This is a genomic window from Campylobacter sputorum (assembly GCF_002220775.1).
GTDB classification, from domain to species: Bacteria; Campylobacterota; Campylobacteria; order Campylobacterales; family Campylobacteraceae; genus Campylobacter_F; species Campylobacter_F bovis.
On the sequence record NZ_CP019685.1, the window covers coordinates 1478785 to 1494630 of the forward strand.

Consider the following 15846-nt stretch of genomic DNA (forward strand, 5'->3'; position numbering starts at 1 on the left):
AATTTAGCATTTGAATAAAATGAATACTAGAAGTTTTTTTGGATTAAATAATATTATATTATAAACATTTTTATTATAACAATGCACTAAAAACTAATTAATGATATAATGGTGGGCCTAATAAGACTTGAACTTATGACCTCACCCTTATCAGGGGTGCACTCTAACCAGCTGAGCTATAGGCCCTCTTACCAAATACGGATGTCTGAGTGCAGATAACGGATATTTTCTTTAATCTGTTTTCCATATTCAGTTCTGTATTATCTAAATGGTGGAGAATAGCGGGATCGAACCGCTGACCTCCTGCGTGCAAAGCAGGCGCTCTCCCAGCTGAGCTAATTCCCCATATTTATATATTTTCTTATGCAAATAAACTCAAATGCACGCAGTATGCTTACTGGTTCGCTTTGCTCACAACAGTAATCAATTAAAAAGCAAAGCAGTTTGCTTTTTATTGTGCAAAGCAGGCGCTCTCCCAGCTGAGCTAATTCCCCATATTTATATATTTTCTTATGCAAATAAACTCAAATGCACGCAGTATGCTTACTGGTTCGCTTTGCTCACAACAGTAATCAATTAAAAAGCAAAGCAGTTTGCTTTTTATTGTGCAAAGCAGGCGCTCTCCCAGCTGAGCTAATTCCCCATATTTATATATTTTCTTATGCAAATAAACTCAAATGCACGCAGTATGCTTACTGGTTCGCTTTGCTCACAACAGTAATCAATTAAAAAGCAAAGCAGTTTGCTTTTTATTGTGCAAAGCTCACATATTCTGTTTTAGATAGCTTTAAACAATAAAATAAATTATTTTTTATTTAAGTAAAATCTAAATTATATAATTTCTTTTTAGCACTATATATCTTTATTAAGATCAATCTCTGAAAACTAAACAAGGATGATTGAGTAGATTAGTTTATATATACTAATCTAAAATTTTCCTTTGATGAATATTTTGTGAGAAATATTCATTGTACTCTAGAAAGGAGGTGATCCAACCGCAGGTTCTCCTACGGTTACCTTGTTACGACTTCACCCCAGTCGCTGATTCCACTGTGGACCATAACCAATTTGGTATTTGGGCTTCGAGTGAAATCAACTCCCATGGTGTGACGGGCGGTGAGTACAAGACCCGGGAACGTATTCACCGTAGCATGGCTGATCTACGATTACTAGCGATTCCGGCTTCATGGAGTCGAGTTGCAGACTCCAATCCGAACTGGGACATATTTTATAGATTTGCTCCATCTCGCGATATTGCGTCTTATTGTATATGCCATTGTAGCACGTGTGTCGCCCCGGACATAAGGGCCATGATGACTTGACGTCGTCCACACCTTCCTCCTCCTTACGAAGGCAGTCTGTTTAGAGTGCTCAGCCTAACTGTTAGCAACTAAACACGTGGGTTGCGCTCGTTGCGGGACTTAACCCAACATCTCACGACACGAGCTGACGACAGCCGTGCAGCACCTGTCTTAACATTTCTGCAAGCAGACACTCTTCTATCTCTAGATGATTTGTTAGATATCAAGTCCGGGTAAGGTTCTTCGCGTATCTTCGAATTAAACCACATGCTCCACCGCTTGTGCGGGTCCCCGTCTATTCCTTTGAGTTTTAATCTTGCGACCGTACTCCCCAGGCGGTATACTTAATCCGTTAGGTGGATTACTGCCATGACTAGCATAGCAACAACCAGTATACATCGTTTAGGGCGTGGACTACCAGGGTATCTAATCCTGTTTGCTCCCCACGCTTTCACGCATTAGTGTCAGTTAAGTTCTAGCAGATCGCCTTCGCAATAAGTATTCCTCTTGATATCTACGGATTTTACCCCTACACCAAGAATTCCATCTGCCTCTCCCTTACTCTAGATAGATAGTTTCCCAAGCAGTTTAGTAGTTAAGCTACTAGATTTCACAAGAGACTTATCTATCCACCTACGCGTCCTTTACGCCCAGTGATTCCGAGTAACGCTTGCACCCTCCGTATTACCGCGGCTGCTGGCACGGAGTTAGCCGGTGCTTATTCCTTTGGTACCGTCATTATTCTTCCCAAAGAAAAGGAGTTTACGCTCCGAAAAGTGTCATCCTCCACGCGGCGTTGCTGCTTCAGGGTTTCCCCCATTGAGCAATATTCCCTACTGCTGCCTCCCGTAGGAGTCTGGACCGTGTCTCAGTTCCAGTGTGACTGATCATCCTCTCAGACCAGTTATGCGTCATAGCCTTGGTAAGCCATTACCTTACCAACTAGCTGATACAATATAGCCTCATCCCATAGCGAAAGCTCTTAATAATATATATTAAGATATTTCTAAATGATGGTTTAGAAATTTAGTGATAATTTAAATTTAATTATTATGATTAAATTTGTTTATGTTTAAAAATATTTAAAAACTAAATAAATCTAACTACTTTGCTTTTTTTGCTTTATTAATATAAAGCTTTAAAAAAACTCATTGTTATATTTATGATTTTTTATTTATAAATTATCTTTGATATATATTATTAAGAGCTACTTTTCCCAATTAAACTTATGTATAATTGGAGTATGAGGTATTAGCACTCATTTCTAAGTGTTGTTCCTCTCTATGGGGCAGATTAGCTATACATTACTCACCCGTGCGCCACTAATCCATCCTAGCAAGCTAGGACTTCATCGTTCGACTTGCATGTATTAGGCACGCCGCCAGCGTTCACTCTGAGCCAGGATCAAACTCTCCATATTTATTACTTAAACGAACAAAGTCCGTTCTGCGTGTAGGAGTTTTACTCTCTTACACCCACCTAAAGTTACATACATTTACGAAAAACTTAGTTTTTCATATAATGATAAATCTAAGGTGTTTGTATAAATTTCTAAATAACTTAAAGAAATTTAATCACGCTTTTATATGAAGTTTTAATCTAAAAACTTTTTATTTTTTAATAATTTGATATTTTAATCTTTATTATTAATAATTATATTTTTTACTACTTTTTACTTTCCAAAGAAAGCCTAAAAATAGATGGCTCAATCGATCACTTGTTTAGATTTCAAAGATTGACTAAAAATGTTTAACAATATTAATTTAAAAAACACACTTAACAACAAAAAAGATCTTTTTAAAAGGTTTTTCTGCGAAGCGGAAATTGAATTGTATAGAAATATTGCTTAAAGTGAGCTGAAAAAAGTAGAGGGATTGTAAATTTATAAAATTATTGTTGAGAAATGTAGGAAATTTGTATTTTAAAAAATTTTACAATACAAATTTATTATACATATCTGCATAATTTTAAAATATAAACATTAAACAATGCTTAAAATTTCATCTTTACTTCTACGAATTTTTGGTTTTTGTTCATTTAGTCTATATCCAAAAGTAAGCAACATAGCTATACGCCTATCTTTTGGGTCGTTATTTAAAATTTTATGCAAATTTTCTTCGCTAAACCAACCTTCTATCGGGCAACTATCTATACCCAAGGTTGCTGCCATTAACATCATATTTTCACACGCAAGAAAACACTGGGCTTTACTCCAAGCAAATATTTTATCATCACTAAGACCAACATTACTTTTTATAAAACCTTCAATTTTAGTTATATATTGTTCGTGTTGTTCGCTATTTTTATCAGCTCTTCTTGAAATCATATCTTTTATATATTCACTTCCTGGTTTGAGATCTGAAATTTTTGCATAAACTACTAGTAGATGCGAAGCAGTTGTAATCTGAGCTTGATTCCAGCATTCAATTTTTAATTTTTCCCTGATTTCTTTATTTTCAACTAACAATAAATCCCAATGCTCCATTCCCAAAGAAGATGGGCTAAGTCTTGCTGATTCTATTATAGAATCAAAATCATCAGCTTTTATCTTTTTATTTTTATCAAAAATTTTACAAGCATGTCTAAATTTTATAGCATCTTTTATATCCATACAAAGCTCCTTTTATTAAATTTTATTTGATTTTATCATTTATTTATAAATATAATTTCAAACAATTTTAATAACATATCTTGTAAAATTTTCTAAGTCTTAAGGAATAAAATGTTAAAAATCACAATAGCACCAAATAATTTTCTAAATGGATATATATTAAATACAGAATTTTCAAAGATAGCCAACATATCATCAAATGCTTATCTTTTTTGGAAAAATATAGTAGTGGGGAAATTTGAAAACTCAAGAGTTTCTTTTTTACTAAAAGAGAGTATACCGCAAAAATACATAAGCGTGGTGAAAAAATGCACAAATTTAGATGGGCTTGTGCTTTCTAGCACATTTTGTTCTTTTACTGGATTACCAAGTTCTCATTTAACAAAATCAAATGGATCTAAAATTTATGATATGCTTGAAATATCTGAAATATCTGGAATCAAATTTGTAAATTTAAAAAAATTTTATGATGATTTAAATTTAAACTATAACTTCATAATATACATAGAAAAATGCAAATTTTTCTCACCTACTCCATTTGAAAAGCGTATCAAAATTTCAGATACTTTGTGCTTGGGATACTATTAATTATCCTCATCATCTTCATAAATTTTTTTAGTAACTTTTACAGTTTTTACACTGTTTTGTTCCATTTTTGTTATCTCATACATACAATTAATATCTTCTATTTTATCACCAACCATAGGCAATCTTTCAAATAAGCTTGTTACATATCCGCCTATCGTAAGTTGTTCTAAATCATCATCAAACTTAATATCTAGCAACTCTTCTATATCTTCAATCTCATATCTTCCGTTAAATTCATAAATCTCATCGCTAATTTTTTTATAATTTAAATTTTTATCATCATGCTCATCGTTTATATCGCCAACTAACTCTTCAATAATATCTTCCATTGTAAGAAGCCCAGCAGTTCCGCCATACTCATCGATAACTAAAGATGCCGAAATTCTTTCTTTATTCATCATAACTAAAATTTTTGATATAGATGAGCTTTCTGGAACAATAAGAAATTTTCTAACTATAGAATCAAAGTCAATTTTATTGTTTGGAATGATGCCTTTTTGCAAAATATCTCTAACATGTATCATTCCTAAAACTGCATCCTTGCTACCATCTATATATGGATAGCGAGTGTATTTAAACTCAGCTATTGCCTTTAAATTTTCTTCATAGCTTTTCTGTTTATTTAAACAAACCATATCTTTTCTAGGCGTCATTATCTCCTTTGCAACAGTATCACTAAAATCAAACGCATTTTTTATAATCTCGCTCTCCATTGAGTCTATAACACCGCCTTTAAAACTCTCACTAACGATACTTTTTATCTCTTCTTCAGAATGTGCTATTTCATTTTCTTTTGGTCTTCTAACGCCAAGAATTCTAAGTATAACACTAGAGCAAAAATCAAAAATTTTGATAACAGGAGAAAAAACAATCCAAAACATATGTAGAGGTTTTGCAACAAACAAAGTAGCTTTTTCTGCTTGTGCTATTGCTATTGATTTTGGAACAAGTTCGCCAAGAACTACGTGGCAAAGTGTGATAAATGTAAATGCGATAATAAAAGAAGCGCTATGAACCACCACGCCTTCTAATCCAAAATATTCCTTAAGAGGTCCTTCTATAAGTCTTGAAACTGCTGGTTCACCAATCCAACCTAAGGCAAGTGAGCTAAGAGTAATACCAAGCTGCGTAGCACTTAAATATGTATCTAAAGATCTAGTTATTTCATAGGCAAGTTTTGCATTTGAGTTTTTGTTTTTTATAAGTTCTTCTAAGCGTGTTTTACGAACTTTTACTATAGCAAACTCAGAAAGAACAAAAAAAGCATTCATAAGTATGAATACTCCAGCTAATATTAACATTAAAACCGAGTGTTCGGGGTCCAATTAAACATCCTTTTTGAAAAAATTTCGAATATTATATCAAATTTTTTATAATTTATACTTATTTTAGAAATTTAAAACAAAATATTTAGCAATTAAAAACCAGAATTTGTATGTTTTATACCAACAAAATCTTTTCTTAAAACCAAATAACCTTCATGTAAATTTGATAAAATTTCTTTAAATTTACAATCTATCATATTTTCAACAAGTCTTTTAGCATGTTCTGGAAAAATTTCAATTTCAAAATATCTACTTAAATTTCCTATCTTAAATTTAATGTATTCATTTGGCGAATTTAAAATTTTTTCATATTCCTCATCGCTTATTTCTAAAATTTTTTCACTAAAATCTATAGTTCCAACACCATGTCCTATGCATGTAGAAAAAATTTTTATCTGAGAAGCTTTACTAGTATTTATCTTTTCTCCATCAAGATGTCTTTTTGTAAGTTTATGAACTTCTACCATTTTTCTGCACCAAATGCACTATTTAGTTCTATTTTGTCTTCATCTTCGCAAGATATGTATTTTATATAAACTTCATTGTGCAATATACCCAAGCACTCAGCATATCTAGGGTCTTCTTCGTTTTGCATTGCTTTTATGATAGATTTTTTTGTTTCTTTTGGATCTTGTGGGTCTTTACTATCTTTTATAGCATCTAAATACTTATCATAAAGCTTTCTACCAAAAATATAACTCATCAACCTTTTTGCATGAACCAACAAATCTCTTTCAAAAAGTATATTATCAAGCACAGAATCTTCAACAATCAAAGGCATTTTTTCTTCTTTTTCAAAACTAATTTTTTTTAGTTTTTGATCCATTACACCAAGAGCCGAAGTTAAGCCATAAATAATACTAGCAGGATGTGGCGGACAGCCTGGTATATAAACATCAACAGGAATTATCTTATCAACGCCGCTTAAAACACTATAACAATCATAAAATATACCGCCACTCGAACCACAAGCACCAAGAGCGACTACAAGCTTTGGATCAGGAGCAGCCTCATAAGCTCGCAAAAGCGGGTAATACATCTGTCTTGTAACAGGACCAGAGCATAACAAAATATCCGCATGTCTTGGATTTGCAACTAGCTTAAAACCAAATCTCTCAGGATCCCACATAGGCGTAATTGCAGCAAATGTTTCTATTTCACAGCCATTGCAACTACCACAATCTATCCTAAAAACGCTAAAACTTCTACCAATTATTTTAAGAAGTTTTAATTTATCTTCAAGAGCATTTGCATCTTTTATATTTTGAGGAACTTCATAAATTTTCATTTTACCTCTGCTCCATTTGTTTTAGTAAAATTATCAACAGTCATATTTTTTTTACATTCTGGACATATGTGTAAATACATTTTTGAATCTTCTAACCTTTTTGGTGTTAAATTTGCTTTACTAAGTCTTAAAAAACTATACTCAACAAGTCTTTTTGTGCTAAAAACTTTACCGCATTTTTCACAACACTCTACTTCAAGTTCACCTCTTTGAATTAAAGCTGATTTATCAAATTTAACAGCCAATTCAAACTCATCACTAAGTCTTATAGCTCCAGTTGGACAAACCTCATCGCAACGCCCACAAAATATACACCTAGCACAATTAAATTCCCATATCAATTTTGTTTTATCATTATTGAGTTTTATGGTTATGGCATTTGGCGGACAAGCTATACCACAAGCTGCACAACCTATGCAAATCTCATACTTATAAAGCGGTCTTCCGCGAAAATTATTTGCTACTTCATATGGTTCAAATGGATATTTATGAGTGCTTTTTCCATATTTTTCTGTTATATCAAGAAGTTTCATCATCTTAAATCCTTTAAAGGATTATTTTTTAAAGTTTTACAAAATTCTTTTAAATCTTTGTTTGTCAAAATCCTTGTTTTATGTGTTTTTATATCTACTAAAGTTATTCTTTCTGTGCAAGAATAACAAGGATCCAAACTACAGACTATAAGTGCTGCATCTGCTATTGTATTTCCATGAAACTGAAATCTCAAACTTGGCCAATTGTTATAAGTTGCAGCCCTACATCTCCAACGATACACCTTTTGAGCACTTCCTTGCATAATCCAATGAACATTTTCACCCCTTGGCGCCTCAACATAAGCTAGTGCATAATTTTCAGGTTTTATTCTAAGTTTAGGATCTTCAATAATAGCAGTTTGTGGCATTAGCTCAAAACACTGGCGTATTATACTAACTGAGCTTTTTAGCTCTTTATATCTAACAGTAAGCCTTGAAAGAACATCTCCACCATGCTCAACTGCTACATCAAATTTAATTTTCTTAAAAAAATCATATGGATGATCGTATCTGGTGTCTCTTTTTATGCCACTTCCTCTTATATTTGGACCAACTGCTGAAAAATCTCTTGCTATTTGCTTATCAAGTATACCAACACCTTTCCAGCGTTTTATCTGCCTTTTATCATCCATTACAGCATCCCAAATTTCATCAACTTGAGTATCTATGGTTTGTAAAATTTTAAGGCTTTCTTTTATTTCTACACCAGTTATGTCGCGTCTTAAACCACCCATTACAACACTACCATAAGTTTTTCTACCGCCAGTTACAAGTTCTGCTAATTTCATAGAATACTCACGAATTCTAAATATATGCATAAAAGCCGTATAGTTTCCTGTTACCTCACAGGCTAAGCCTATATTTAAAAGATGAGAATGAAGTCTTTCTATCTCAGAACATATAACTCTTATAGCTTGAGCACGAGCTGGAATTTCTAAATTTATAGCTTTTTCAGCAGCTTCAATACACGCTATTGCATGTGCGTAACCACAAATTCCACAAACTCTCTCGGCAAGATAACCCATTTGATCATAATTCATTCTATTTTCTGCTAGTTTTTCCATACCGCGATGTTGATAAAACAACCTATAATCAGCATCTACTATCATATCTCCATCACAAAAAAGTCTAAAATGTCCTGGCTCATCAGCCGTAACATGAAGCGGACCAAGAGGAATATCAGTAACATTTGCACCTTGTGGTCTTAAAAACTCGTATTCTGGTTCATTTTGATGTTCTAACATATCAGGTCTGTATCTATAATCCATAGAATCTTTTCTAAGCGGAAAAAGATCATTTGGCCAATCATCGCTTAAAACAAGTCTTCTTTTATCAGGAAGTCCCTCGGCAACAAGCCCAAACATATCATAAGCTTCTCTTTCATACCAAACACAAGCTGGAACAAATGGAGTTACACTTGGATAAGTTGGATTTTCAGGCGGCACTAAAGCTTTTATAGTTACAAAACATTTCTCATCTTGTGCTATTTCGTCTTCATCGCTCATTTTTCCGCCCTCGATAGAAAGAGCATAATATAAAGCGTAGTTTTTGTTTATAGACCTCTCATCATTTGCAACCATTGTTGAAAGATAACCGCCCATATCATAATACATAAATCTAACAGCTTCTGGCAAATCATTAAGTTCTACCAAAGCAGTAACTTGATCTTCGCATTGTCTTGTTACCTCTAAAATTTTTACTCTTTGTTCTAGTGCTTGTATAAATTTATCACATTTCATCAAATTTCCTTAACGCATTATTATTTTTACGCTGTTATTTATTAGTTCCATAAAAACATCAAACTGCCATATACCAAAAGATATTACTAGCAAAGCAAGTAAAATAAGTGATAAATTTTCAGTCAATGTCATCTCTTTTGCATATTTTATCTCACCATTTACCTTACCAAAACTAGCTAGAAAAAAGTGTGAAAAATCTGCAATAAAAATAATAGCTAAAGCAATCGCAAAAAGAATCATTAAAATGTATTGCGAATTTAAAGCAGCTGCTTTAAATATCCAAAACTCACTAACAAAAATAGCAAATCCTGGTACACCAACCAAAGAGCATATGGATATACCAAACAAAACTGTTGTAAGTGGAGCCATTTTTATCATTGAACCCATCTTAGTCATATCTTTTGTTCCATAAATTTTTGCCATATTTCCAGTTACGCAAAACGCTAAAGCCTTTGTAAAACTATGTGCCATACAGTGAAAAATAGCTGCAAATATACCTATAAAACTGCCTACTCCAAGCCCAAATGCAATAACGCCCATATGAACTATAGAGTGATAAGCAAACATTCTTTTTACATCGTGTTGACGTATAAGAAAAAATCCTGCAACAAAAAGTGTAATAAGACCAGAAACAACCATTATAGTTTGCACGAAATCAAACCCAATACCTTTTCCAACAATTGCATAATACTTTATAAGACCAAGCATTGCACATTTTAATAAAATTCCAGATAACAAAGCAGAAGTTGGTGCAGGCCCTTGTGCATGGACATCTGGAAGCCAAGTATGAGTTGGGACAAGACCGGCTTTTGTTCCAAAGCCAATTAATGCAAATATAAAAATAAGTTTAAGTGCGTCTTGATTTAAATTTTCAGCATTTTTAAGTAAATTTGTAAAAAGCATACTATCGCCGCTAATATTATTGTTTCCAGCACAATAAAGCAAAATTGTCGCATAAAGTGCAAATGCCAATCCAATACTGCATATTACTATGTATTTATACCCACTTTCAGTTGATTTTTTATCTTTATTTAAAGCAACTAAAAATACAGAAGATAGAGTTGTTGCTTCAATAGCTGCCCACATAAATGCGATATTGTTACAAACTACACTTAAAGTCATTGTGAAAGTAAAAATAAAAGTAAGTGAAAAGTAGTTTTTTAACTGGCGTAATGTTATATGCTTAGCTTCAATTTCCCATTTCATATATGAGCTCATGTAAAGATTAACCAAAAAGCCAGTTATTGCAATCAAAGATAAAAATATAGCTCCAAGAGAATCTAAAAATAAAAACTCGTTAAAATAAGAAATATAACCATTTTTTACAACAAGACCAACAGCACATAACAAAAAAGCCGATATCAAGGTATTAAATGCTATATGTAAATTTTGTAAAACTCTAAAATTTAAAGGCGAAAAAAACATAGTTACACCAAATATCATTGGTAAAATCAAAATCAAAAATAAAATATTCATTTATCAACCTTTTAAATTTATAGCCTTAGATGTATCAAGTGTTTCATATATTTTATAATACCTCTTAGCTAAAATTCCCATTATTACGACTGCAAATACAGCATCTGTTAAAATCCCAACTTCAACTATCTCATGAGCATTATATGCCATAAGTGCTAGGCTAAGATGAATTCCATTTTCAAATAAACAATAAGATAAAATCTGCTTTATAAAAGAATTTCTTAGTATAAAACCAAAAACACCTATCATAAATATAAAAGATGCTCCAAACATAGAAATACTTTCTTTAAATATAGAAAACTCCATGAAAACCTTATATAACATCATAGAAACCGCTAAAGAAAAACTAAGTGCGATGATTGGCGATATAAAAAATCCGCCAACTGGTTCAACTTCATTTATAACGCCGATTCTTTTAACAAGTCTTAATAAAAACCATGGAACAAAAACTACTTTTATAAAAAATGCTGTTATTGCCCATATTATAAGCTCTTTTGCATCGTACTTAAAATATAGACATACAAATATACTAACAAGTATAAGCGTTTGAAAAGCATACATTTTTATACTTTGATTATATTTTCTTAAGCTAAATACACAAAAGCTCGTTATCATCATTAATATAGCTAAAATATTTATCAAATTTACCATTCTAAACTCCAAGTATAAAACAAAAAATAGCACTACAAGCTATCGCAAATGGGAAAATAAGCGTTTTTCTAACACCCTTACTCATAGTAAATCTTGGTCCAAAGTTATCTATAAAAACAACTAAAACATATAAAATTCCAATCTCTAATATAAAAACTATCAGAGCTAATATCGGATTATCAAAATTCCAAGGCTCAAAAATAACAAGAAAAAGCCCGAGCATACTAAACTGTTTAAGCATTAAAGAAAGTCCCATTATAGAAAGATCTTTTCCGTTGTATTCACCTAAAACTCCTTCTTGAAGTTCTTGCTCTGCTTCTGCTAAGTCATAAGGTTTTCTGCCTGTCTCAACATACATCATCCATATAAATGCAGTTGAAGCTATAGCAAAAGATGGTATGAAATATCCATACTCGCCAGCTCTAATTGCATTTGAAATTTCTACTAAATTTGAAGTTCCAATGCCAAGCATAACAACAACAAGACACATTATAACTATGCACTCAGAATATACCCCAATAGTAGCTTCTCTGCTTGAACCAACTGCCCCAAAAGCATTTCCGGTATCTATGCCTGATATTATAAAAATAAATCTAAACATAGCTGCAATATATATAAAAAGCAAAACATCTGAAATACGAGCAAAAGGCGAATCAGCTCCATAAGTAACTGGCAATAAACAAAACATCATTGCACTTGATAAAAATAGCAAATATGGCGAAATTTGATATATCAAACTTGAGCATTCTGGCTTCGTTCTTCCTCTTTTTGCTAACTTTAAAATATCATAATATGTTTGAAAAATATTTGGTCCTATGCGTGATTGAAATTTAGCCCTAAGTTTTCTAGCTATTCCATCAAATAAAGGCGCTACTAAAAAAGCTGTAAAAAGCTGTAAAAGTATTAATAAAAAATCCATATTTTTCCTTACAAATAGTGATACACAAAAACAACCATCAAACAAAGATACAAGAGTATATAAACAGCATATAAATTTGTTCTGCCATTTTGAAATATACCAATCTTATCAGCTACTAATACACAAAATTTAATAACAGGATTATATGCATTATCCCATATTAAATCATACATTTTACTTGTGTATTTAACCCTAGAAAAGTATCCATCAATCTCAATTTCACGCTTATTTTTAAATAAAAATCTAAGTGCTTTTTTAAGATCTCCTGTAAATGAATCTGAGTTTGTTTGCATTGATTTATTATAAATAAAACCACAAGCCCATGGTTTGCATATTCTATGCGGAGAATTGTTTGCTTTTAATATAACAAAAAGTAAAAATGGGATTATGCAAAATATAGATAATACTACTAAAAATAGAGGTAATAATACAAAATCTTTTGTTGATAAATTTTCTACACTTAAATTTACACTAAAATCCACAACATCTAAAAGTATTTTTACAACATTTATCATAAATACACCTAGACAAATCGCTATAATAGCTAAAAGTATAAGCGGAAAAAGCATTATCTTACTAACTTCTCTTGCATTTTGAGCTATATTTTCATTTCTAGCATACCCTAAAAATATCACTCCAAAAGTTTTTGAAAATGCCATTATAGCAAGCCCTCCAGCAACACCTAATCCAACTATACCAAGCATTGAAAAAAACCTAACTCCAATGCCATTATTTGCACCACTTGCTATAAAACTTTTATATATTATCCACTCACTTGCAAAGCCATTAAATGGTGGCACTGCACAAACACAAAGTGTGGCTATAAAAAACAGTGTTGCACTAACTGGCATTTTTTTACTAAGACCGCCAAGATCATTCATATCTTTTGAATGTGTTGCGTGATAAATATTTCCACAAAGCATAAATATAAGAGACTTAAAAACACTATGGTTTAATATATGAAAAAGAACACCTATAAAACCAATCAGAGTTACATAAGGCAAATTTTGACTAATACCATAATAAGCTACTCCAAGACCTAGAAAAATTATACCGATATTTTCTGATGAACTATAAGCAGTAACTACTTTATAATAGCTTGAAAATACAGCATATAATACACTAAAAACAGCACCTATGGCTCCAAAAAATATTAATATATATGCAAAATAAGTTGATATAGGTAGCATTAGTGTAAATTTAATAAATGCAAAAAGCGGAACTTTTATCATAATTCCGCTCATTAAAGCAGAGATATTTGATGGTGCTGCTGGGTGAGCTAGAGGAAGCCAAACATGAAAAGGCCAAAGACCAGCTTTTGAAGCACATCCTATAAAAAGTAAAATAAAAATACCAAAACAAGAAAAACTTGACAATTCTAAATTTCCAAATTTAGAAAACTCAAAACTTCCAGCCAAACTTCCCATTATAATAAGCGCCATCATCAAACAAAATGCACCTATTTGTGATATGCCAAGATATATCATAACACTTCTTGAAGAATCTTTTTGCTCATTTATCATAATCAAAAATGCAGAAATCAGCGTCATTAGCTCCCATAAAAGCATAAATGAAAAAACTCCATCACTGGCTACAACTAAAAGCATTGATAACACAAAAGCACTATATAAAGATGTAAATACCGCCAAATTTGCTTTTTTTACATAACTTTTAGCATATTCTATACTATATAATGATACAGCAAAAGATATCAAGCATATAACAAAGCTAAAGAAATTCCCAAGCGGTTCTAGTCTAAATTTAGGATTTGATATGAAATTTCCACAAAGTTCAAAACTCATAACTTGATTTAAATTTATAAAAAAATATATAGCACCATACAGCGTTACTAAAGATGTTGCACAAAAGCCTATTTTTTGAGATAATAATGGTTTTTTATATAGTAAAATCGATACTATAGAAATACAAAAAAGTAGTAAATATATATTTTGCATTAGTTTTCTCCATTATTGTTTTTAGTAGGCTCTTCTGATTTATCTTCAGTTGCTTCTTTTACAACCTTAGGCTTTTTTGGCTCTACAACTGGTATATTTTGTATATCCACTTCTGGAAGTATTTTCTTTAAAAACCCACTCATATCGGCTTTTAATTTTTTACCAAATTTAGCCTCAGCGTTTATAGGATCCACAAACACCAAAGCTCCTTTTGGACAAATTTCTACACAAGCTGGACCATCATCTCTTCCACTACACAAATCACATTTTAAAGCTATACTTTTTAAACCACTAACACAGCCAACTTCCAAATTTATCTCTGCCTCATCTTTTATAGATGGCTGAATTTCACCATTTATTTCTATAGCCCCATAAGGACAGGCTATAGTACAAAGCTTACAACCTATACAAAGTTCTTCATGAACCTCAACACAATTATTTACTATGCGAAGAGTTGAAGTTGGGCATACATTTGCACATGGTGCATCATCACACTGTCTGCATTGATTTGGCATTTTTCCACTATCAAGCGTTAAAACATCTAATCTACTTTTAGCTAGTCTTCCTCTGATATAAGCATTTTTTACGCAAGTTTTCATACAAGCATTACAAGCTACACATAACTCTGGGTTTGTTATAACAAATTTATTTATTTTTGACATATTATCATCTTTTATTAGCCTTATAAATTGGCTCTATTTTTTTAGCTATTATTTTTAAATCCTCTATCCTGCTTTGCGGAGATGGATGAGTTGACAAAAACTCTGGTTGAGATGAGCTACTAGCTGCAACCATTTTTTGCCATAATCTAACAGCTCCATTTGGATCATATCCAGCCCTTGCGGCAAGCTCTATACCTATTCTATCAGCTTCAACTTCATTTTCTCTTGAAAAAGGTAAGACAAAAGTATACTGAGCTGCAACATTTGCTAAATTTCCACCAATTCCACTAAATTGAGATATAGCAAAAATTCCAAGTTGTTTTATCCTATCTCTACTTGCTTGTTCTCTACTATGTTCTCTTAGTGCATGAGACATCTCATGACCTATAATTGCAGCAAGTTCATCATCATCCAAATTTAGCTTTGTAATGATTCCATCATAAACAACTATTTTTCCACCAGGCATACACCATGCATTTAAAATAGGTTGATTTATAACATTTACTTGCCAATCCCAATTTAATGCATCTTGCCTAAAAACTCCAACTTGAGATATTAAATTATTTGCTATATCTCTTACTCTTTTTGTTGTAAGATTATTATTGTTCAATACATTTTTTGATTTTGCATCTTGAAGAACTTTTAAGTAAGCTTGATTAGCACCTTGATTCATCTCATTTTCGTTTATTAAAAATAGCTGCTTTCTATCAATGCCAACCATTCCAGCACTTGTAGAACTACTACATCCAGCAAATAATAAAATCAAAAATGGCAAAACAATGATAATTTTTCTCATAA

At 32.0% G+C, this 15846-nt stretch carries 13 protein-coding genes, 2 tRNA genes and 1 rRNA gene; 1 reads left to right on the forward strand and 15 read right to left on the reverse strand.

Translation table 11 applies throughout. From position 1 onward, the window contains the following. Positions 1-109: 109 nt before the first annotated feature. From CSPB_RS07445 to CSPB_RS07460, 4 genes are all read right to left on the reverse strand, one after another. Positions 110-186: transfer RNA gene (locus tag CSPB_RS07445), tRNA-Ile, on the reverse strand. An 83-nt stretch (positions 187-269) separates the two neighbouring features. After that, a tRNA-Ala gene (locus CSPB_RS07450) sits at positions 270-345 on the reverse strand. 634 nt (positions 346-979) lie between these two features. Continuing rightward, positions 980-2721 (reverse strand): 16S ribosomal RNA (locus CSPB_RS07455). Positions 2722-3282: 561 nt separating this feature from the next. Beyond that, positions 3283-3912 carry an NAD(P)H-dependent oxidoreductase gene (locus tag CSPB_RS07460; RefSeq protein WP_089193750.1) on the reverse strand — a complete coding sequence of 210 codons (630 nt, stop codon included), beginning with the start codon at positions 3910-3912 and terminating at the stop codon, positions 3283-3285. 111 nt (positions 3913-4023) lie between these two features. Between CSPB_RS07460 and cheQ the strand changes: the two genes are divergently transcribed. After that, positions 4024-4500: a cheVAW transcriptional regulator CheQ gene (cheQ, locus tag CSPB_RS07465; RefSeq protein WP_089189814.1), complete on the forward strand. Its 477-nt coding sequence runs from the start codon at positions 4024-4026 to the stop codon at positions 4498-4500. Here the strand turns inward: cheQ and CSPB_RS07470 are convergent. The 11 genes from CSPB_RS07470 to CSPB_RS07520 all read right to left on the reverse strand — a co-directional run bounded on the left by CSPB_RS07470 (position 4497) and on the right by CSPB_RS07520 (position 15844). Beyond that, entirely contained in the window at positions 4497-5801 is a 1305-nt protein-coding gene (locus tag CSPB_RS07470; protein WP_089189815.1) for a hemolysin family protein, read from the reverse strand. The genes cheQ and CSPB_RS07470 overlap by 4 nt on opposite strands. 116 nt (positions 5802-5917) lie before the next feature. Then, a complete protein-coding gene (locus CSPB_RS07475; protein WP_089183060.1) occupies positions 5918-6292 on the reverse strand; it encodes a formate hydrogenlyase maturation HycH family protein in 375 nt (124 codons plus the stop codon). Beyond that, positions 6286-7113, reverse strand: coding sequence for an NADH-quinone oxidoreductase subunit B family protein (locus CSPB_RS07480; RefSeq protein WP_089193751.1), 828 nt, complete (start codon positions 7111-7113; stop codon positions 6286-6288). Before CSPB_RS07480 ends, CSPB_RS07475 begins: the two co-directional genes overlap by 7 nt. Beyond that, complete coding sequence (locus tag CSPB_RS07485) at positions 7110-7649, reverse strand: formate hydrogenlyase complex iron-sulfur subunit (RefSeq protein WP_089193752.1); 540 nt, start codon at positions 7647-7649, stop codon at positions 7110-7112. The genes CSPB_RS07480 and CSPB_RS07485 overlap by 4 nt, the downstream gene beginning before the upstream one ends. Further along, a complete protein-coding gene (locus tag CSPB_RS07490; RefSeq protein ID WP_089193753.1) occupies positions 7646-9385 on the reverse strand; it encodes a hydrogenase large subunit in 1740 nt (579 codons plus the stop codon). The genes CSPB_RS07485 and CSPB_RS07490 overlap by 4 nt, the downstream gene beginning before the upstream one ends. Positions 9386-9394: 9 nt before the next feature. Beyond that, positions 9395-10861, reverse strand: a complete 1467-nt coding sequence (locus CSPB_RS07495) for a proton-conducting transporter transmembrane domain-containing protein (RefSeq protein WP_089193754.1) — start codon at positions 10859-10861, stop codon at positions 9395-9397. A 3-nt stretch (positions 10862-10864) separates the two neighbouring features. Beyond that, positions 10865-11512: a hydrogenase 4 membrane subunit gene (gene hyfE / locus CSPB_RS07500; RefSeq protein WP_033916786.1), complete on the reverse strand. Its 648-nt coding sequence runs from the start codon at positions 11510-11512 to the stop codon at positions 10865-10867. A 1-nt stretch (position 11513) separates the two neighbouring features. Then, positions 11514-12431, reverse strand: coding sequence for a respiratory chain complex I subunit 1 family protein (locus CSPB_RS07505; RefSeq protein ID WP_089193755.1), 918 nt, complete (start codon positions 12429-12431; stop codon positions 11514-11516). A gap of 8 nt (positions 12432-12439) precedes the next feature. After that, entirely contained in the window at positions 12440-14386 is a 1947-nt protein-coding gene (locus tag CSPB_RS07510) for a proton-conducting transporter transmembrane domain-containing protein (RefSeq protein ID WP_089193756.1), read from the reverse strand. Beyond that, positions 14386-15048, reverse strand: a complete 663-nt coding sequence (locus CSPB_RS07515) for a 4Fe-4S dicluster domain-containing protein (protein ID WP_089193757.1) — start codon at positions 15046-15048, stop codon at positions 14386-14388. Before CSPB_RS07515 ends, CSPB_RS07510 begins: the two co-directional genes overlap by 1 nt. A gap of 4 nt (positions 15049-15052) precedes the next feature. Continuing rightward, entirely contained in the window at positions 15053-15844 is a 792-nt protein-coding gene (locus tag CSPB_RS07520; RefSeq protein WP_089193758.1) for a M48 family metallopeptidase, read from the reverse strand. Positions 15845-15846: the final 2 nt, after the last annotated feature.

Coding starts and splice junctions, on each gene's coding strand:
- CSPB_RS07460 (WP_089193750.1), bottom strand. CDS start 3,912: ATGGATATAAAAGATGCTATAAAATTTAGACATGCTTGTAAAATTTTT.
- cheQ (WP_089189814.1), top strand. CDS start 4,024: ATGTTAAAAATCACAATAGCACCAAATAATTTTCTAAATGGATATATA.
- CSPB_RS07470 (WP_089189815.1), bottom strand. CDS start 5,801: ATGTTAATATTAGCTGGAGTATTCATACTTATGAATGCTTTTTTTGTT.
- CSPB_RS07475 (WP_089183060.1), bottom strand. CDS start 6,292: ATGGTAGAAGTTCATAAACTTACAAAAAGACATCTTGATGGAGAAAAG.
- CSPB_RS07480 (WP_089193751.1), bottom strand. CDS start 7,113: ATGAAAATTTATGAAGTTCCTCAAAATATAAAAGATGCAAATGCTCTT.
- CSPB_RS07485 (WP_089193752.1), bottom strand. CDS start 7,649: ATGATGAAACTTCTTGATATAACAGAAAAATATGGAAAAAGCACTCAT.
- CSPB_RS07490 (WP_089193753.1), bottom strand. CDS start 9,385: ATGAAATGTGATAAATTTATACAAGCACTAGAACAAAGAGTAAAAATT.
- CSPB_RS07495 (WP_089193754.1), bottom strand. CDS start 10,861: ATGAATATTTTATTTTTGATTTTGATTTTACCAATGATATTTGGTGTA.
- hyfE (WP_033916786.1), bottom strand. CDS start 11,512: ATGGTAAATTTGATAAATATTTTAGCTATATTAATGATGATAACGAGC.
- CSPB_RS07505 (WP_089193755.1), bottom strand. CDS start 12,431: ATGGATTTTTTATTAATACTTTTACAGCTTTTTACAGCTTTTTTAGTA.
- CSPB_RS07510 (WP_089193756.1), bottom strand. CDS start 14,386: ATGCAAAATATATATTTACTACTTTTTTGTATTTCTATAGTATCGATT.
- CSPB_RS07515 (WP_089193757.1), bottom strand. CDS start 15,048: ATGTCAAAAATAAATAAATTTGTTATAACAAACCCAGAGTTATGTGTA.
- CSPB_RS07520 (WP_089193758.1), bottom strand. CDS start 15,844: ATGAGAAAAATTATCATTGTTTTGCCATTTTTGATTTTATTATTTGCT.